Annotated in this window: 17 protein-coding genes; 10 read left to right on the forward strand and 7 right to left on the reverse strand. The window is 75.1% G+C overall.

The features are described from left to right. The first annotated feature begins 4 nt into the window (after positions 1-4). Complete coding sequence (locus ACGF0D_RS20970; protein ID WP_392918290.1) at positions 5-1,240, forward strand: MFS transporter; 1,236 nt, start codon at positions 5-7, stop codon at positions 1,238-1,240. A 94-nt stretch (positions 1,241-1,334) separates the two neighbouring features. On the opposite strand, the gene ACGF0D_RS20975 is transcribed toward ACGF0D_RS20970, so the two are convergent. Genes ACGF0D_RS20975 through ACGF0D_RS20985 form a run of 3 tightly spaced genes read right to left on the reverse strand, consistent with a single transcriptional unit; the run spans position 1,335 to position 3,256 of the window. Beyond that, on the reverse strand, positions 1,335-1,727 hold the full coding sequence (locus tag ACGF0D_RS20975) for a MerR family transcriptional regulator (protein WP_392918293.1): 393 nt from the start codon (positions 1,725-1,727) through the stop codon (positions 1,335-1,337). A 42-nt stretch (positions 1,728-1,769) separates the two neighbouring features. Beyond that, a complete protein-coding gene (locus ACGF0D_RS20980) occupies positions 1,770-2,789 on the reverse strand; it encodes an MDR family NADP-dependent oxidoreductase (protein ID WP_392918295.1) in 1,020 nt (339 codons plus the stop codon). Between the two features lie 59 nt (positions 2,790-2,848). Then, complete coding sequence (locus ACGF0D_RS20985; protein WP_392918297.1) at positions 2,849-3,256, reverse strand: hypothetical protein; 408 nt, start codon at positions 3,254-3,256, stop codon at positions 2,849-2,851. Positions 3,257-3,364: 108 nt separating this feature from the next. On the opposite strand from ACGF0D_RS20985, the gene ACGF0D_RS20990 reads away from it, so the two are divergent. Then, a complete protein-coding gene (locus ACGF0D_RS20990; RefSeq protein ID WP_392876035.1) occupies positions 3,365-4,105 on the forward strand; it encodes a PIG-L deacetylase family protein in 741 nt (246 codons plus the stop codon). Here the strand turns inward: ACGF0D_RS20990 and ACGF0D_RS20995 are convergent. From ACGF0D_RS20995 to ACGF0D_RS21005, 3 genes are all read right to left on the reverse strand, one after another. Continuing rightward, complete coding sequence (locus ACGF0D_RS20995) at positions 4,098-4,832, reverse strand: DedA family protein (protein WP_392918299.1); 735 nt, start codon at positions 4,830-4,832, stop codon at positions 4,098-4,100. The genes ACGF0D_RS20990 and ACGF0D_RS20995 overlap by 8 nt on opposite strands. Positions 4,833-4,876: 44 nt before the next feature. Continuing rightward, positions 4,877-5,071 (reverse strand): DUF1918 domain-containing protein, encoded by a 195-nt coding sequence (locus ACGF0D_RS21000; RefSeq protein ID WP_392876029.1) that lies wholly within the window; start codon positions 5,069-5,071, stop codon positions 4,877-4,879. A 107-nt stretch (positions 5,072-5,178) separates the two neighbouring features. Continuing rightward, on the reverse strand, positions 5,179-5,841 hold the full coding sequence (locus ACGF0D_RS21005; protein WP_392918302.1) for a TetR family transcriptional regulator: 663 nt from the start codon (positions 5,839-5,841) through the stop codon (positions 5,179-5,181). A gap of 376 nt (positions 5,842-6,217) precedes the next feature. Here ACGF0D_RS21005 and ACGF0D_RS21010 point away from each other — a divergent pair, with 376 nt between their 5' ends. From ACGF0D_RS21010 to ACGF0D_RS21045, 8 genes are all read left to right on the forward strand, one after another. Further along, positions 6,218-7,132 carry a phytanoyl-CoA dioxygenase gene (locus ACGF0D_RS21010; RefSeq protein WP_392918304.1) on the forward strand — a complete coding sequence of 305 codons (915 nt, stop codon included), beginning with the start codon at positions 6,218-6,220 and terminating at the stop codon, positions 7,130-7,132. A gap of 11 nt (positions 7,133-7,143) precedes the next feature. Further along, on the forward strand, positions 7,144-7,713 hold the full coding sequence (locus tag ACGF0D_RS21015) for a DUF6309 family protein (RefSeq protein WP_392918307.1): 570 nt from the start codon (positions 7,144-7,146) through the stop codon (positions 7,711-7,713). After that, complete coding sequence (locus ACGF0D_RS21020; RefSeq protein ID WP_392918309.1) at positions 7,710-12,074, forward strand: AMP-binding protein; 4,365 nt, start codon at positions 7,710-7,712, stop codon at positions 12,072-12,074. Before ACGF0D_RS21015 ends, ACGF0D_RS21020 begins: the two co-directional genes overlap by 4 nt. A gap of 11 nt (positions 12,075-12,085) precedes the next feature. Further along, a complete protein-coding gene (locus ACGF0D_RS21025; protein ID WP_392918354.1) occupies positions 12,086-13,342 on the forward strand; it encodes an aspartate aminotransferase family protein in 1,257 nt (418 codons plus the stop codon). 12 nt (positions 13,343-13,354) lie between these two features. Next, entirely contained in the window at positions 13,355-14,218 is an 864-nt protein-coding gene (locus tag ACGF0D_RS21030) for a TauD/TfdA family dioxygenase (protein WP_392918312.1), read from the forward strand. Continuing rightward, positions 14,206-15,000 (forward strand): SDR family oxidoreductase, encoded by a 795-nt coding sequence (locus tag ACGF0D_RS21035; protein WP_392876011.1) that lies wholly within the window; start codon positions 14,206-14,208, stop codon positions 14,998-15,000. Before ACGF0D_RS21030 ends, ACGF0D_RS21035 begins: the two co-directional genes overlap by 13 nt. A 3-nt stretch (positions 15,001-15,003) precedes the next feature. Then, complete coding sequence (locus ACGF0D_RS21040; RefSeq protein WP_392918315.1) at positions 15,004-15,759, forward strand: class I SAM-dependent methyltransferase; 756 nt, start codon at positions 15,004-15,006, stop codon at positions 15,757-15,759. 210 nt (positions 15,760-15,969) lie between these two features. After that, positions 15,970-17,214, forward strand: a complete 1,245-nt coding sequence (locus ACGF0D_RS21045; protein ID WP_392918318.1) for a glycosyltransferase 87 family protein — start codon at positions 15,970-15,972, stop codon at positions 17,212-17,214. Here the strand turns inward: ACGF0D_RS21045 and ACGF0D_RS21050 are convergent. Further along, the gene (locus ACGF0D_RS21050; protein ID WP_392918321.1) at positions 17,207-17,899 is read right to left on the reverse strand and encodes a Tat pathway signal sequence domain protein; all 693 of its coding nucleotides are present in this window, start codon (positions 17,897-17,899) and stop codon (positions 17,207-17,209) included. The two genes, ACGF0D_RS21045 and ACGF0D_RS21050, sit on opposite strands and share 8 nt — an antisense overlap. Between the last annotated feature and the right edge of the window lie 10 nt (positions 17,900-17,909).

Here is a 17,909-nt window from a genome sequence, read left to right on the forward strand (position 1 = left end):
ACCGATGTCCCCCGTTCGCGACGAGTTCCGCCGGTCCCAAGTGGCCATCGGCGCACTGTTCTTCGTCCTCGGATTCCAGTACGCGACCTGGGTCTCCCGGGTGCCCGCGCTCAAGGCCAGGCTCGACCTGGGCGAGGCCCAGATCGGCCTGCTGCTGATGACCTGCGGCATCGGCGCGGCGGTGTCCTTCCCCGTGGTCGCGGTGCTGATGCGGCGGCTCGGCTCCCGGCTGCTCTCGGTGCTGTCCGCACTCGCCCTCGGCGTGATCCTGCTCGCCCTGTCGGTGGTGCCGAACTACCCGGTCACGCTGCTGGTGCTGTTCTTCGACGGCGTCGCGGTCGGCTGCCTGAACGTCGCGATGAACGCCCAGGGCGCCGCGCTGGAGGCCCGCTTCGAGCGGACCACGATGTCCAGGCTGCACGCCACCTTCAGCGCCGGCTCGCTGCTCGCCGCGCTGCTGGCCTCGGGCGTCACCTCCGCCACCGGCACCCTGGCGGTGCACTTCGGGCTCGCCGCCGCGCTGCTCGCGGTGCTGGTGGTGGCCGCCCGGCCTGGGCTGCTCGCGGACGGCCCGGCCGCGGCCGCCGACGCCTCCGACACCTCCGACACCGGCGAATCGGCGGAGAAGAAGCAGCGCCGCGGCTTCGTGCTGCCGACCGTCGCGACCCTGTGGATGGGCCTGGCGATGGTGTTCGGCACCGTCACCGAGGGCGCCATGAACGACTGGTCGGCGCTCTACCTCAAGGACTACGTGCACGCCGGCGCCGGACTCGCCCCGATGGGCATCGCGGTGGTCTCGGTGATGATGGTCTGCGCCCGGATCTTCGCGGACGGCTGGCGCACCCGCTTCGGCGACGGCCGGATCGTGCGCACCGGCAGCCTGCTGGCCGGCCTAGGACTCGCCCTCGCGCTGGCGGTCGGCGGCGTGGTCCCGACCCTGCTCGGCTTCGCCTGCGTCGGCCTCGGCGTGGCCGCGGTGACCCCGTGCGTCTACGTCGCCGCCGCCCGGCAGGGCGCCGACGCCCTCTCGCTGGTCGCGGCCATGGGCACCACCGGCCTGCTGGCCGGGCCCGCCGTGATCGGCTTCATCGCCGGTGCCACCAGCCTGCTCTGGGGCATGGCCGCCGTCGCCGCCTCGGCGGCCGTCGTCTCCCTCTGCGCGACCCGGATCAGCTGGACCGGCCAGGACAGCGCCGCCGCTCCGGCCGCCGACGCCCGACTCGCCGCCGACGCGTCCTGACACCCCCCCGAACTCCCGTCCGGCACCACGCGCACCCTCGTCGCGAGGTGCCGGACGGGCTTCCCGCATCCTTCGGACTGGCTTTCCGCATCCGTCAGGCCTCGGCCGGGACGTCCGCGCCGCCGGTCGCGATGTGGCGGGCGAGCCTGGCGCGCAGTGCGGTGAGGCGGTCGATCTCGGCGTCCAGGGCGGCCAGTCGGGCGTGGACGACGGGGGCGAAGGTGTCCGGGCCGGGAGCGCCGGAGCAGCGGACCGGCGGGTCCTGGCCGAGCAGGTCGAGGCGGTGGGCCCGGCTGGCCAGGTCGTCCACCGTCAGCCCCACGGCGAGGAGTTGGCGGATCACCCGGACCCGGGCGACGTCGTCCGGGCCGTACTCGCGCTGGCCGGAGGCGGAGCGGGCCGGCGGGTGGAGCAGGCCGCGCTGCTCGTAGAAGCGCAGTGCCCTGGGCGTGGTGCCCGCCGCTGCCGCCGCGTCGCCGATCCGCATGCCCGCTCCCTGGTCGTCGTACCCGGTCGTCGTACCGGGTGGTCAGAGTTCCACGACGGTGGTCCCGAAGGTGTCCCCGGTGAACAGTCCGGTCAACGCCTCGGCGGCCCGGTCGATGCCCGCCACCGGCGTCCGGGGCAGGACGATCTCCCCGGCGCGCAGCCAGCCGGCCAGGCGCTCCCGCCACTCGGACTCCAGGTCCGGGTGGTCCAGTACGGTGAAGCCGCGCAGGCTCAGGCCGAGGGTGAGGACCCGGAAGGCGTCGATCACCGTCGGCGCGTCGCCTCCCCGGCGCTCCGGCGCGAGCTGCCCGTCCAGCGCGCCGACCAGGGCGAAGCGGGCGCCGCGCCGGGCCGCGTCCACGGCGGCGGTCAGCTGCTCGCCACCGACCAGGTCCAGCACGGCGTCGACGCCATCTGGCGCGGCCCCGGCCAGCTGCTCGGCGAACGGCCGCTCGCCGGGCACCAGCACCGCGTCGTAGCCGAGTTCGGCGGTCAGCCGCTTGGCCTTGGCGGGCGAGCGGGTGGTGCCGATCACCCGGGCGGCGCCGAGAAGCCGGGCGACCTGTCCGGCCACCGTGCCGACCGCGCCCGCCGCGCCGGTCACCAGCACCACGTCGCCCGGGCGCACCCCGGCGGAGCGGGTCAGCCCGCCGTAGCCGGCCGCGGCGGGGGAGAGCAGGGCGAGCGGGTCCGGGAAGTCCGCCGGGACGGGGGTGAACTGTGCGGCCCCGGCCAGCGCGTGGTCCCGCCAGCCGTACAGGTGGGTGACCAGGTCGCCCGGGCGCAGCGGCCCGCCCCCGGGGGCGGCCAGCACCTCGCCGAGGGCGGGCCCGAACAGCGCGTCCCCGGGGGCGATGCCCGGCAGCGGAAGGCCGGGGCCCGCGCCGCCGATCAGCGTGCGCAGGGCGGGGAAGACCAGGAAGGCCCGGTTGCGGACCAGCACCTCCCCGGGGCCGGGCGCCGCCAGCGGCTCCTCGACCACGGCGAAGTCCCCCGGGGTGGGCAACCCCTCGGGCGCGGCGGTCAGCCGGACGACGCGGGCGGTGGTGGGCAGGGCCATGGCGGCGCTCCTCGAAGCGGGGGAGGCGGCGGCTGGTGCCGCCGCCGGACGCCCGGACGCTAACCCCTGACGCCCGCGTCAGAGGCAAGTCGGCCGGACAGCGCCGCGAGGAGGAGCAGCACCACGACCGGGTAGAGGACGGCCGGCGTGTTCTCGTGCCGCAGGCCCAGCGCGGCCAGGCCGAGCTGGACCACCGCGGCGCCGGCCAGGGCCAGCCTGCGGCGCCCGGTCCGCTCGCCCGCCATGCCCATCCGGGACACCGCCTTGACCGCCCACATGTTGAGCACGGCGGACACGCCCACCACGGACGCGATCCGCACGCCGAGCGGCACGTCCCAGGTGTCGTGGCGCAGCGAGAGGCCGCCGATCATCGGGGAGGCGATGAGGAACAGCATGACGGCGGCGACGGTCTCCACGATGAGCAGGGCGAGCGCCGCGTAGACGAAGGCGAGCCGGGAGCGGGTCATGCCCCTTCGACGCCACCTGACGCGGGGTAGGTTCCCAGTCGGCCGCCGGATCATGGTCCGGGGCCGGCCCCCCGACGACCGTGAGCCGCACCGAGAGGAACGAGCAGCATGAGCGAGCAGGCCCCCGAGCCCTTCGAGCCCGTCGACGAGGACTGGCGGACGGCGCTGGCGATCGTCGCCCACCCCGACGACATGGAGTACGGCGGGGCCGCGGCCGTCGCCCGCTGGACCTCGCAGGGCAAGACGGTCGTCTACGCGATGGTCACCAGCGGCGAGGCGGGCATCGACGGGCTGGACCCGGCCGAGTGCGGCCCGCTGCGCGAGGCCGAGCAGCTCGCCTCGGCGCGCGTGGTCGGCGTCGACACCGTGGAGTTCCTCGGTTACCCGGACGGCGTGGTCGAGTACGGGCTGCCGCTGCGCCGGGACATCGCCCGGCTGGTGCGCAGACACCGGCCGGACATCGTGATCACCAGCAACTTCCGGGACACCTACGGCGGGGTGTTCCTCAACCAGGCCGACCACATCGCGGTCGGCCGGGCCACCCTGGACGGGGTCCGGGACGCCGGGAACCGCTGGGTGTTCCGCGAGCTGCTGGCCGAGGGCCACGAACCGTGGAACGGCGTGCGGCAGATCTGGGCGGCGGCCTCGCCGGACGCCGGGCACGCGGTGGACACCACCGACACCTTCGACCGGGGCGTCGCCTCGCTGGAGGAGCACCGGGCGTACCTGGCCGGCCTGGGCGGGGCGATGGCGGAGCCGCGGGAGTTCCTGGAGGGCGCCGGCCGGGGCGCCGGGACCCGGCTGGGGACGCGTTTCGCGGTGTCGTTCGAGGTGTTCCCGCTCAGCTAGGAGCCTCGGGGCCGTCGGGGCCTCCGGCGTCGTCGGGGCCCTGGGGGCCGTCGGGGCCTTGGGGCCCGTCCACAGGAGCGTCGGCGTCGGTGCCCGCGCGGCGCCGGCGCCGGTAGCGCAGCACCTGCCGGAGCAGGAAGGCCGCGACCAGCACACCGAGAGCGACCGCGAACCAGACCTGGTAGCGCAGCGCCGTGTGGTAGACGGTGCCGATGTGGGCCCCGGCGACGTAGCCGAAGGTGCCCCAGACGGCCGTCCACAGTGCCGCGCCGAGCAGGTTGAACGGCTGGAACCGGCGCCAGGGCATCTCCGTCGTCCCGGCGATGATCCCGTTGTACTGGCGCAGCCCGTCCACGAAGCGGGCGACGGTGACCACCTTGCCGCCGTGCCGGGCGAAGAAGCCGTCGGCGCGCTCCATCCGGGCCGGGGTGAGCAGCACGTAGCGGCCCCAGCGGTGGACGAAGGCGCGCCCGCCGGTGTGGCCGATCAGGTAGCCGAGGCTGTTGCCGACCGCGGCGGCGCCGGCCGCGGTCAGCAGCACGGCGGCGAAGTCGAGGTGCCCGGCGCCGGCGTACACCGAGGCCAGCACCAGGATGGTCTGCCCGGGCACCGGGATGCCGCAGTTGTCCAGCAGCACGAGCAGCGCCACCGCGAGGTACCCGTAGTGGTCCAGCAGTGGCGCGAGCCCGGCGAGCGCCCCGGGCAGCGGGGTCGCGGGGGCGGACACCGCTCCTCACCACCTCGCGCGGGGCAAGGTGGCGGGGGCGTCGGTCAGTGTCCCGCCTGGCGCTGTTCGATGTTGCAGTCGGGGCCGGGGTAGATCAGGCCCTCGTGGCCGTCCTCGAAGCGGACCACGTACGGCGGCTGGCCGTCGGTGCCCCGGACTTCGACGATCTCGCCCTTCTGGTCCACCATGCCCACCGACCTGCTGTGGATGTGGAGCTGGTCACCTACCGCCGCGTGCATGGTCTGCTCCCTCGGGTCGTGTGCCGGCCGCCTGCGCGGCCTCTCCCGCTATCCACTGTGCTGCGGGGGCGGCGGGTGCGCAACGCCTCGGGCGCCCGGGGCGGGCGTCAGCGGGCGGACGGCTGTTGCGCGAGGTAGCCGCGGACCAGCCGCTTGCACTCGGCGATCAGCGCCGGATCGCCGTCCGGGGCCTCCCGGAAGGCCAGTTTGAGCACCGCGTCGGCGGCCTCCAGGGCCACCCGCAGGGTGAGCGTGGTGGCGGTCGGGTCGCCCGCCCGGAACAGTTCGCCGCCGAGCGACTGGAGCCGAAGGGCGACGGCGGTGTTGTTGTCGACGCCGGTGTCCAGCAGGTGCCGGTCGTCCAGGACGTCGGTGGGCACGGCCGGGACGGCCAGGCCGAAGTCCAGCTGGCCGAAGCCCGGCACCGCGCGCTTCATCGCCACGAACTCCTCCACCGCGAGGTCGGTGAAGACGGCCGGGCCGACCGGTGCGGCGGCGGCCAGCCGGGCGTCCAGGCGCTGGAGGTAGCGGTCGAGGTTGCGGCCGGCGAGCGCGGCCAGCAGGTCCTCCTTGCCGGCGAAGAACTGGTAGAGGGTGCCGATCGGCACCTGGGCGCGCTGGGCCACCTCCTTGGTGGTGAGCGCGGTCGCCCCGACCTCGTCCAGCAGTCCGGCGCAGGCGTCCAGGATGCGGCCGTACCGCTCCAGGCTGCGCTGCTGGACCGGGCGGCGCCTGACCGGTCCGGGGGCGGGGTTGGTCCTGTCGCTCATGACCTCACTGTGCCGCATCCGCTGTTGCGGCGGCGAATCACCGGGGCGCGAACGGCGCGGAGTTCCCCGTGGGACGGGAGCCGAGTAGTGGCCGGAGCTGAACGGCACGGTGGCGGGAAGGTGTCCACGGGTTGGCATCGGCCTTGTCGTGGACGCGAGGACAGGTTCATACTCCTGAGGCGGACTACCTTGCGTGATCAACGCATGCCTCTTCGTGGTGATCGCGATTCAGCTGTGACGGCCGAGGCGCCTGTGACGGACGCTCCGCCGCCACCCGAGGTCTGGATGACGCCGTGTACCTCCACTGCCCGCGCCACGCCCCGTGGCGCCACGTCCCTGTGTGTGCCACGCCGAACAGAAGGAGGGGATCGGTTCGGTGACACCGCCATCCGGAGGGCGCGAGGCCCTCGACACCGAGCACCGCCGCCAGTTCCTGGAAGCCGGATACCTGGTCCTGCCCGGTCTGCTGCCGGAAGCGCTGCGCGAACGGCTCGCCTCCGAGGTCGACCGCTGGGTGGACGAGGGCCTGCGGGCCCGTTCGATCGCCGCCTGCGCCGACCCCTTACGGTACGGACCGCCGCCGCTGCTGGAACTGGAACTTCCCGCCCACGGTGAACTCCTCACCTTCCCACCGCTGTTGCTCGCCCTGACCCGTCTGCTCGGGCCGGACTTCGTGTTCCACCACCTGCACAGCGACCGCCAGGACCCAGGGATCCCGGGCAAGGCCTGGCACCACGACTGCGAGCCCAACGACCGCTCCGACCCGTCGCTGCTGATGGTCCACACGCTGCACTACCTCGGCGGACTGGACGAGACGGTCGGCGGTCTGGCCGTCCTGCCCGGCTCGCACCTGCGCACCGCCGACAAGTCCGCCCTCGCCCACCACGGCACCGCGGAACTGCCCGGCGAGGTGGTGATCGACCGGCTGCCGCCCGGCTCGACGGTGCTGCTCAACTCGGCGCTGTTCCACACCCGTCGGCCGGCGCCCGAAGGGCCGGGCCGGCCCCGGTACTTCGTCGACGCCTCCTACTGCCAGGTGGGGGCGCGCTGGCGCCCGGTGAAGCCGTACTGGCGGCGGATGCTCGCCCGGGCCCGCGAACTGGACCTGGCCGACGGCCAGTGGCCCGAGCTGTTCGCGGAGCGGCACTTCACCGAGTACACCGGCACGAGCCGTACCGGGCGTACCGGGCGCACCGAGTACGCCGGGACCGGGCCGTCCGGCACCGAGTACGCCGGGACCGGGCCGTCCGGCACCGAGTACGCCGGCACCGAGTACACCGGAACCGTCTGAGGAGCACTGCCGTGGAGATCGTCACCGCCGTCGCCTACCCCGAGGTCCACGACGCCTACCTGCGGGACCACCCGGTGGAGCGGGCCCACGAGGCGAACAGCAACATGTACGGCGAGGAGAACATCGAACGCGCCGACCGCATCCGCGGCGGCTGGTGGCGGATCCGGCTCTCCCGGGCGGACGTCCTGGGCGTCGTGCTGCCCTGGCACCTCAGCGAGGGCGGGGAGCTCGAACTGGTGCCGCGCCGCGGACTGACGGTGGCCGACGCGGCCGAGCGGGTCCGCGGCGGCGGGGCGGTCTGGACCACCGCCAACCCGGTCTGCGCGGCGAAGCTCCGGCTGCTGCGCCGGGCCCCGTTCACGCCCCTCTTCCTCAGCACCTCCCCGGTCGACCACACCGACTACGGGGACCTCGCGGTCCGGTCGGGTCTGATCCACCTCGACGGCCTGCACCGCATGCTGGCCTGGGAGTTGGCCGGACGGCTGCCCGAGCGGCCGCTGCTGGACGGCTACCTGGTCGGCGACCCGGCGGTGGTCGCCGAGCCCGTCCGGGCGGGCCGGACGGGGGACGAGTCGGCGTGACCTCCGCGACGCAGCACGTCCGGTCCGCGTCCTCGGGTCCCCCGGCCGACCCCGCCCGCTGTGCCCGCTCGCTGCCCGAGCTGCTCGCCCACCTCGCCCGGGCCCACCCCGACCGGACCGCCCTGACCGACGGCGTCCGCGGCTTCGACTACCGCACCGTCGACGCCGCGGCCGACCGGATCGCCGACCGGCTGGCCGCCGCCGGCACCGGCCGGGGGGACCGGGTCGCCCTGGTCGGGCCCCGGGACGCCCGGATGCTGGTGCTGCTGCACGGGGTGCTGCGCTCGGGCGCGGCCGCGGTACTGGCCGATCCGGACTGGTCGGCGGCGGACCTGGCCCGGCGGCTGGCTTCCGTCCGGGTGGCCCGGGTGCTCGCCACCGAGGGCGGGCTCGGCGGGGAGGTGGTGGACGTCGAGGTGCTGCCGGGCCTGCCGTCGGGAGAGAGTGAGGCGCGGGCCGAGGTGCGGGGCGAGGACCTCGCGTACCTCTCCTTCACCTCCGGGTCGAGCGGCGAGCCCAAGGCGGTGGCCGTCACCCACGCCAACGCCGTGCACTACGCCCGGGCGCTGGCCGGGCGGCTCGACCTCACCGAGGCCGACGCGCCGTGCGCCGCGCACGTCACCACCCTGGCCGCCGACCTCGGCCACACCTCCTGGCTGCTCGCCCTGGCCACCGGCGGTTCGGTGCACCTCGTGCCGGACCGCGAGGTGCGCGACCCGGAGGCCTTCTGGGCCTCGCTGCGCCGGGCCGGGGTGGACGTGCTGAAGACCACCCCCTCGCACCTGACCGCCCTGCTGGAGGGCCGCCCGGCCGACTCCCCGTCGTTGCACACCGTGCTGCTCGGCGGCGAGGCGCTGCCCCGCCCGCTCGCCGCCGCCCTGCTCGACGGCGGCACCACCGCGCGGCTGGTCAACCACTACGGCCCGACCGAGACCACCGTCGGCGCCACCTGCCTGCTCGTCACCTCCGCCCGCCAACTGCCCGCCGAGGAGCCGACCGTACCGATCGGCACCGCGATCGGCGAGGTGCTGCTGACCGTGGTGGACGGCACCGGCCGGGAGGCCCCGGACGGCACTGTGGGCGAACTGCTCATCGGCGGCCGGGGCGTGACGGCCGGGTACTACGGCCGGCCGGCCGAGACCGCCCGCGGCTTCGTCCGGCACGACGGCCGACCCGTCTACCGCACCGGTGACCTGTGCCGCCGGCGGGCCGACGGGACGCTGGTCTTCCTGGGCCGGGTGGACCGCCAGGTGAAGGTCCGCGGGTACCGGGTGGACCTCGCCGAGGTCGAGCGGGCCATGGACGGGTACCCCGGCGTCGTCCGCTCGGCGGCGCTGCTGCGGGAAACCTCGCTCGGCAACCAACTGATGGGCATCGTACGGTTGTCGGATTCCTCGAACGGCTCGGCCGGGCTGGAGGGGCTACGGGCGTACCTGCGGGACCGGCTCCCCGGCTACTCCGTGCCGCAGCCGATCCTGGTGCTGCCGCGGTTCCCGGTCGGACCGAACGGCAAGCTCGACCGGCAGCGGCTGGCCGAGCTGGCGGCCGAACTGGTCGAGGCCCGGGCCGAGTCGGGCGCGGCCGGCGTGGGGGAGCCGGGCGACACCGCCGGGAGCGGCCTCGCCGGGGAGATCGCGAGCTTCTGGGCGGGCGCCCTCGGCCTGCCCGCGGTCGGGCCGCGCGCCGACGTCCTCGGCCTCGGCGGCGACTCCATTCTCGCCATGCGCACCATCGCCTTCCTGCGGCGCTCCGGCCTGCGGGTCGCCTACGAGGACTTCTACCGGCACCCGACGGCGGAGGGCCTGGCGGCGGCCGCCGTCCCGGCCGCGCCGTCCGCCCCGGCCCCGCGCGGCTCCACCGGCGGGCTCCGACTCGCCCCGGCCCAGCGCTGGTTGTACGGGCAGCGGACGCCGCGGGACCTGCGGCACTGGAACCAGTCCGTGCTGCTGCGCTGTCGTACCGCCGTCGACCCGGCGGCGCTCTCGGCCGCCGTCGCGGCCGTCCTGGAGCGGCACCCGGCGCTGCGCCGGCCGGTCACCCCGGACGGCTGCGGCGAACCGCGGGCGGTGGCCGACCTCGACCCGGTCTCCTTCTCGCGGATCCCGCGCGCCGCCGGGGACCTCGCCGACACCGTCGCCGGGGTCTGCAGCGAACTCCACCGCAGCCTCGACCCGTCGGCGGGCCGGTTGCTGCGCGCCCACCTGTTCACCGGCCCGCCCGGCACGGACGACCGGCTCGCGCTGATCGCGCACCACCTGGTGGTCGACGGACTGTCCTGGCGGATCCTGCTGGACGACCTGGCGCACGCGTACCGGGCGGTGCTCGACCGGAAGCCGGTCGACCTGCCGCCGACGGCCGACTTCTACGCCTGGGCGGCGCTCGCCTCGCCCGATGCCCAGCAGGTCGACGGCGACGAGAAGCGCACGGCCGAGAAGACCGAGAAAGCCCAGGAAGCCGAAGCGGCAGCGGAGTTCGAGGCGCCCGGCACGCTCAGCTGGGCGCTCGACCCGGACGCCACCGCCCGGCTGATCGCCCGGCACGGTGCCGGGGCCGGGCTGGAGGCCGTGCTGCTGGCCGCCTTCGCGAAGGCCGTCACCGGCGACGACGGCCGCCCCCGGCTCGCGGTGGAGGTCGAGACCCACGGCCGGGACGCGGTCGGCGACCCGGGTGAATTCCTGGACACCGTCGGCTGGTTCACAGCCGTCAAGCACGTCGAGCTGGACGCCGGGGCCACCCCGGACACCGTGGCGCGGCGACTGCGCGAGACGCCCGTCCGGCCGATGGACGCGCCCGGCGAACGGCCCGTCGTCGGCTTCAACTTCCTCGGCACCTTCCGGCTGCCCGAGGAGCCCGCGCTGGACTGGACCGTCGCCGCCGAACAGGCCGGCACGGCCCGTTGCGCCGGCGGCGACCCGCTGTACGAACTGCGCCTCACCGCACGGGTGGTGGAGCACCGGCTGGTAGCCGACCTGGTGTACGGCCGGCCCGGCCTGCCGCACCCCGCCGCCGGGCGGATCACCGGGCGCTTCGCCCGGGCCGTGGCGGCCGAGGCGCAGGCTCCGGACACCGCACCGCCCGTCCGGGCGGCGCTGTCCACCTCCGGCCAGCTGTTGCACCCCGGCGTCTCCCCGACCGCCGCCCGGGCGACGGTGCGCGAACCCGCCCGGGTGCTGCTCACCGGCGCCACCGGCTACCTCGGCCGGCACCTGCTGGAGGCCTTCGTCCGGCGCGGTGCCGAGGTCACCTGCCTGGTGCGGGCCGCGGACGACGCCACGGCGCTGGAACGGCTCGGAGCCGGAGCCGACAACGCAGCCGGAGGCGCCGTCCGGGCGCTCGCCGGGGACGTCGACCGGGACGGCCTCGGCCTCTCCCCGGCCGGACGCGAACTCGCCAGGGGCGCCCACCTGGTGGTGCACGCGGCGGCGGACGTCCGGCTGGTGGCCTCGCCCGACGAGCTGGAGCGCACCAACCACCTCGCGGTGCGCCGGCTGCTCGACTGGATCGGCGAGAACGCCCCGGACGCCCGGCTCCACCACGTCTCCACGCTCGCCGTCTCCGGCGGGGTGGACGGCCCGCCGCGTCGCTTCAGCGAGGCGGACCTGGAGATCGGCCAGCACTTCCGCACCCCGTACGAGCGGACCAAGTACCGGGCCGAGCGGGCCGTCCGGGCCTGGGCGGCGGGCGGGCACGCCGCCTACCTGCACCGCAGCGGACACATCGCGGCGCACAGCCGGACCGGCGCGTTCCAGGCCAACGCCGGGGACAACCGGATCTACCAGCTGATCCGCGGCTACCTGCTGGCCGGCGCCGCGCCGAGCCGGCCGGACACCGCCTTCGCGTTCTCGTACGTGGACACGGTGGCCGCCGGGATCGCCGCGATCGCCCTCGACCGGTACGCCGCGCCCGGCGCGTACCACGTGGAGTCGCCGCACGCCGTCCCGCACGACGAACTGGTGCGGTGGCTGGCCGGGCACGGCCACCCCGTGCGGCTCACCGACGAGGAGGCCTTCGCGGCCGCCCTCGCCCGGGCCGAGCGCCGCCACCCGACGGCCGCCCGGGTGGCCGCCGCCTGGGCGGCGCAGGAGGAGCGCCGCGTCCTGGTGGACAGCACGTACACCACCGCGGTGCTCGACCGGCTGGGCGTGCGCTTCGCCGCGCCGACCCCGCGGTGGTGGTCGGCCGCGCTCACCTGGGCCGCCGAGGCCGGCTACCTGCCGCTCGTCGGTCCGACCCCGACCACCCGTCACGACACCCGTCACGACAGCCATGACGACATCCGTGACGACATCCGTGACGACACCCGTCACGGCAGCTGTGACGACATCCGAGACGACATCCGTGCAGGCAGGACCAACCCGTGAAGGCAGGCCCCGTGTCCCAGCTCTCCCCGGTGCTCAAGCAGGCCACCCCGGTCGTCGCGGTACGCGGCGAAGGACTCCACCTCTACGACGCCGACGGCCGCCGTCACCTCGACTTCACCTCCGGCGTGGGGGTGACCAGCACCGGCCACTGTCACCCGAAGGTGGTCGAGGCCGTCCGGGACCAGGCCGGCCGGCTGATCCACGGGCAGTACACCACCGTGCTGCACGACCGACTCCTCGCTCTCACCGAGCGGTTGGGCGAGGTCCTGCCCGACGGCCTGGACTCGCTGTTCTACGCCACCGCCGGCACCGAGGCGGTGGAGGCCGCGCTGCGGCTCGCCCGGCACGCCACCGGCCGGCAGAACGTGATCGTCTTCGAGGGCTCCTTCCACGGCCGCACCATGGGCGCGGCCTCGCTCACCACGGCCGGCACCCGGTTCCGGGCCGGCATCGGCCCGCTGATGCCCGGGGTCGCGGTGGCGCCCTTCCCGGCCGCGTTCCGGCTCGGACTGTCCGAGGAGGAGGCGGTGGCGCACGCCCTGCGCGGACTGGACGAGGTGCTCGCCACCGTCTCCGCGCCCGCCGAGACGGCCGCGATGTTCGTCGAGCCGGTGCTCGGCGAGGGCGGTTACGTCCCGGCGCCGCCCGGTTTCCTGGCCGGGCTGCGGGAGCGGGCCGACCGGCACGGGATCCTGCTGGTGGTGGACGAGGTGCAGACCGGCTTCGGCCGCACCGGCCGGTTCTGGGCCCACGAGCACGAGAACGGGGTGCTCCCCGATGTCCTGATCACTGCCAAGGGCCTGGCCAGCGGCTTCCCGCTGTCCGCGATCGCCGCGCCCGCCGAGCTGATGGGGCGCGCCTGGCCGGGATCGCAGGGCGGCACGTACGGCGGGAACCCGGTGGCCTGTGCCGCCGCCCTGGCGACCCTGGACGTGCTGCGCGAGGAGCGGCTGGTCGAGAACGCGGCCGAGCAGGGCGCCCGGCTGCTGGCCGGGCTGCGGGCGGTGGCCGCCGGGACGCCCGGGATCGCCGACGTCCGCGGGCTCGGGCTGATGGCCGCCAGCGAGTTCTGCCGCCCGGACGGCACCCCGGACCCGGAGGCGGCCCGGCGCGCCCAGCAGTCCGCGGCCGAGCACGGCCTGCTGCTGTTGCTGTGCGGGATCCACCTGAACGTGGTCCGGATGATCCCGGCTCTGGTCGTCACGGCCGAACAGATCGACGAGGGCCTGGAGTTGTGGGCGAAGGCCGTCGCGGCCGGCGGCCGGTAGGAAGGAGAGGACATGGATTCGGTGACCGAAATCGGCTGGAGCAGCCTGGAGTTGGACGCCCGGCGGGAGCTCTGGTCGCTCCCGCTGGGGGAGCGGGAGCGGCGGCTGCTCTGGGCCGACGCGCGGGCCGGGCGCTGGGGTGCGGCCGAGGAAGTGCGGGGCCGGCTACGGGAGTTCGTCCGGAACGCCGCCGACTCGGTGGGCGTCACCCATGTGAGCGGCCTGGTGGACCCGGCCCGCCCGGAGCAGGAGATCACCGAGGTGCTCTCCTTCCTGCTGCGGGACTTCGGCCGGATCGTCCCGCAGAACGGGCGCGGCGACCTCACCTCGGTGCTGCACGACCAGGACGGCGACGGCAACACCGAACTGGGCTTCCACTGCGACACCTGCGACCTACTGGTCCTGCTCTGCCTGCGGCCCGCCTTCGACGGCGGCGGGCTGACCAAGCTGGCGAGCGCCCGGCACGTCCACGACCTGATCCAGCGGGAGCGCCCGGACGCGCTGACCACGCTCCGCGAGGACTGGACCTTCGACCGCAGCGGCCGGGCCGGTCCGCAGGTGGTGGTCACCCCGATCCTGTACGACCGCAAGGACGGGACGATCGGCTGCTACTACCAGACCCGTACGGTCCGTTCCTCCCCCGACCGCGGCGGGCCGGAACTGACGGACCGTCAGTGGGAGGCGTTGGGAGTGCTGGACGAGGTGCTCTACCGGCCGGAGATCGCCTTCGGGCTGCCGATGGCCGCCGGGGACCTGCTGATCATCCGCAACAGCCGGGTGCTGCACGGGCGTTCGCCGTACGTCGACGAGCCCGGGCCGTATTCCCGGCGGATGCTGCGGATCTGGGTGAACGAGGGGGAGGAGTGGGCGCTGTGACGACCACGGGAGAGGGCGGCGGCGGGACCGCGCCGCACGGACGGGTGGCGATCGTCACCGGCGGGGGCAGCGGCCTCGGCCGGGCCTCGGCGCTGGCCCTGCTGGCGGCCGGCTGGACGGTGGTCGTCGCCGGGCGCCGCAAGGACGCCCTGGAGGAGACCGCGGCCCTGGCCGGCCCCGGGGCCGACCGGGTGCTGCCCGTCCCGACCGACATCCGCAGCCCGGAGGAGGTCGCCCGGCTCTTCGACACCGTGCTCGACCGGTACGGCCGACTGGACCTGCTCTTCAACAACGCGGGCGCCGCCGCCCCGCGCCGGCCGATCACCGAGACCCCGTTCGAGGACTGGAACCGGGTGCTGGACACCATCGTCACCGGCGGCTTCCTCTGCGCCCGTGAGGCCTTCCGGGTGATGAGCACCCAGACCCCGCAGGGCGGGCGGATCATCAACAACGGCGCGCCCTCCGCCCACGTGCCGCGCCCCAACTCGATCGCGTACACCGCCGCCAAGCACGCCGTCCTCGGCCTCACCAAGGTGCTCGCCCTGGACGGCCGGCCGTACGGTATCTCCTGCGGGCAGATCGACGTCGGCAACGTCACCCCGGTGGACGGCGGCCCGCAGCCGGCCGCCATGCAGGCCGACCGGACCATGGCCGTCGAGGCGACCATCCCGGTGGACCGCTTCACCGAGGCCCTGGTGCTGATGGCCTCGCAGCCGCCGGACACCACCATCCAGTCCCTGGTGGTGCTGCCGACCACCATGCCGTTCGTCGGGAGGGGTTGAGTCGTGCTGGTCAGCGCGCGCTCCTTCGCGGAGTACCGGGCGATGTTCGCGCTCACCGAGCGCGACCTGGAGCAGCGCATCCTGGACTGCCCGGCCGGCGCGGCGAGTTTCGTCGCCGAGGCCGGGCTGCTCGGCATCGACGCCGTCGCCGTCGACCGCCAGTACGCCGAGCACCGCGAGGAACTGGGCGTGCTGGTGGAACGGGAGACCGCCTTCAAGCGCGAGCTGCTGGTGAAGGAGACCGCGGGGTACGTCTGGTCCTGGTACACCGACGCGGACGACATGATCCGCCGGTGGACCGCCAACGCCCGCGCCTTCGGCGCCGACATCGCCGCCCGCCCGGAGCGCTACGTGGCCGGCTCGCTGCCCGGGCTCCCCTTCGCCGACGACTCCTTCGACCTGGCGCTCTGCTCGCACCTGCTGTTCTCGTACGGCAACCGGCTGGGCGGGGAGTTCCAGCGGGCGGGCCTGCTGGAGCTCGCCCGGGTCGCGCGCCGGGAGGTCCGGGTCTTCCCGCTGGTGGTGTACGACACCGGAGCGCGCTACGAGGGGCTGGGGGCGCTGCGCGCGGACCTCGCGGAGCTCGGCGTCCCCAGCCGGGTGGAGCGGGTGGCCTACGAGTTCCAGCCGGGGGCCGACGAGATGCTGGTGCTCTCCACCGCGGGCTACCGGGCGCCGGCCCGGACCGCACCGGGCGCGGCGGGGGCCGCGAGGGCGACGGACCCGGTGCGGTGGCGGCACCGGGAGGCCGGGGCCTGAGCGGGCGGCCGGCCGGACGGGCCCGGCCGGCCGGCCGCCCGCGGAAATCCGTACCGTCCCGTTGTCATCCGTCTCCGGCGGCTGCTGCGTCCTGGTGGTATGAACCGCTGCCCAGCCCGACCAGAGACCGACCCGCGAGGCGACCACCGGGAAGCCGAGCCGGAGCGGGGGACCTCGCCCCGCCGCCCGGCCGATCGGATGGTGCCGGCTGTGGCCGCGGTGACGGCGGTGGCGCTCGCGCTCCTGCTCCGCGGCCTGCTGCTGGAGTACGAGTCGCCGGACTGGCACTACTTCCTCGGCCCCTGGTACGGGTACATCGAGGCGAAGGGCGGATTCCAGGCCCTCGGCGACATCGGCTTCTCGGACTACAACGTCCCCTACCTGTACCTGATGGCCGCGCTCGGCTACCTTCCGGTGCCCGGGATGGCGGCGGTCAAGTGTGTGTCGATCCTCTTCGACCTGGCGCTGGCCTACTACACCCACCGCATCGTCTCGCTGTGCGGCCCGTACCGGCCCTGGCGGCCGTTCGCCGCGGCGGTGACCGTGCTGTTCCTGCCCACGGTCGTGACCAACAGCGGGTGGTGGGGCCAGGCCGACGCGATATTCACCGCCTTCCTGATCGGCGGCGTCCACCACCTCCTGCGCGGCCGCCCCTGGTGGACCTGCTCGTTCTTCGGGATCGCCCTGGCGTTCAAGCTCCAGGCGGTCTTCCTCTTCCCGCTGCTGCTCGTCGTCGTCCTGTACCGGCGGATACCGTGGCGGTGCCTGCTGGCCGTCCCGGCCGTGTACCTGGCGCTCGACGTGCCCGCCCTGCTGCTCGGCGCCGACCCCTGGCCGCTGCTGACGGTGTACGCCCGGCAGACCGGGACCTACCGGGACCTCACGCTCAACGCGCCGTCGGTCTACCAGTTCGTCTCGGTGCCGCCCGGCGGGGACGACCCGGTGCGCCGGGCGGGCGTCCTGGTCGCGGGCGTGCTGGTGCTGGCGCTGGTCGCACTGGCGGTCCGGGCCGTGCGACGCACCGACGGCGGGGCGGAGCCGGGGAGGTCCACGGAGGGGGGCGGGCAGACGGGGCTCACCGGGACCACGATCCTGCTGCTGGCCACCGTCTTCGCGATCGCGGTGCCGTTCCTGCTGCCGTCCATGCACGAGCGCTACTTCTACGTCGCGGACGTCCTCAGCGTGATCGTCGCCTTCCAACGGCCCCGGCAGCTCTGGTACCTGCCGGTCCTGGTCCAGCTCTCGTCCTTCGGTAGCTACCTCAAGTTCATCGCACCCGGCGTGGCGCCGTACCTGTCGATGCCGGCCCACGGCGCGCTGATGCTGCTGGCGCTGATCGCCGTACTCCGGGCCACCGCCCGGGAGCTCGGCGTGCCCCGGGCCTGGCTGCTGCCGGGGTGGGCGCGGCAGCGCCGCCGCACCCACCCCAGCGGCCCTGCGGGCGAGGTCAGTTGACGACGACCACGGGGCTTCCCGGCTGGCTGGCGTCGGCGACCGGGCCGTACGCCGCGGAGAAGTAGCCGTCGCCCGGACAGAGCGTCGAGCCGGCGCTCTTGGCGAAGTGCTCGGTGCGGAACGCCAGGCTGTGCGCGGTGTTGTCGGCGCTGCCGGTGAAGGCGCCGCTCAGCTGGTAGGAGCAGGTGATGGTGCCGAACCAGGTGTCGAGCACCGCGGTGGCCTGGATCGGCCCGGCGGACCCGCCGGTCAGGGTGACCGGCAGGCCGGGCGCGTCGGAGACGGTGACGCCGTACGGCAGGTTGCCGACCGTCAGGCTGCGCACCGAGGTGACCCCGGTGACGTTCGCGGTGCACGAGCCGAAGGTCAGCCCGGTCAGCGAGGCGGTGGCGCTGCCCGGCGCCGCCGGGTTGCTCAGCACCGAGGCCGAGAGCTGGGAGGTGGCGCAGGTGACGCCGGTGGTGCTGGTCGCGGTCGAGTAGAAGGTCGCCTTGGTGCCAGAGGCGAGCGGCGCGGAGAGCGCGTCGCCCACGGCGACGGCGGTGCCGCCCGCGCTCCCGGTGGTGAGCACCGGGCCGGCGGCGAGGGCCCCCGGCGACGCGGAGGCGGGGACGGCGGCCAGCGCGAGCGCGGTGGTCGCGCAGACGGCGGCGGCGGTGACGGCAAGGTGGCGGCTGAAGCGCATGGGAAACCTC

Source organism: Kitasatospora sp. NPDC048298, from assembly GCF_043201465.1.
In the GTDB taxonomy this organism is placed as follows: domain Bacteria; phylum Actinomycetota; class Actinomycetes; order Streptomycetales; family Streptomycetaceae; genus Kitasatospora.

Bases quoted from the DNA above. Each gene is read 5' to 3' on its own strand.
- ACGF0D_RS20970 (WP_392918290.1), top strand. From the start codon at position 5: ATGTCCCCCGTTCGCGACGAGTTCCGCCGGTCCCAAGTGGCCATCGGC.
- ACGF0D_RS20975 (WP_392918293.1), bottom strand. From the start codon at position 1,727: ATGCGGATCGGCGACGCGGCGGCAGCGGCGGGCACCACGCCCAGGGCA.
- ACGF0D_RS20980 (WP_392918295.1), bottom strand. From the start codon at position 2,789: ATGGCCCTGCCCACCACCGCCCGCGTCGTCCGGCTGACCGCCGCGCCC.
- ACGF0D_RS20985 (WP_392918297.1), bottom strand. From the start codon at position 3,256: ATGACCCGCTCCCGGCTCGCCTTCGTCTACGCGGCGCTCGCCCTGCTC.
- ACGF0D_RS20990 (WP_392876035.1), top strand. From the start codon at position 3,365: ATGAGCGAGCAGGCCCCCGAGCCCTTCGAGCCCGTCGACGAGGACTGG.
- ACGF0D_RS21000 (WP_392876029.1), bottom strand. From the start codon at position 5,071: ATGCACGCGGCGGTAGGTGACCAGCTCCACATCCACAGCAGGTCGGTG.
- ACGF0D_RS21005 (WP_392918302.1), bottom strand. From the start codon at position 5,841: ATGAGCGACAGGACCAACCCCGCCCCCGGACCGGTCAGGCGCCGCCCG.
- ACGF0D_RS21030 (WP_392918312.1), top strand. From the start codon at position 13,355: ATGGATTCGGTGACCGAAATCGGCTGGAGCAGCCTGGAGTTGGACGCC.
- ACGF0D_RS21050 (WP_392918321.1), bottom strand. From the start codon at position 17,899: ATGCGCTTCAGCCGCCACCTTGCCGTCACCGCCGCCGCCGTCTGCGCG.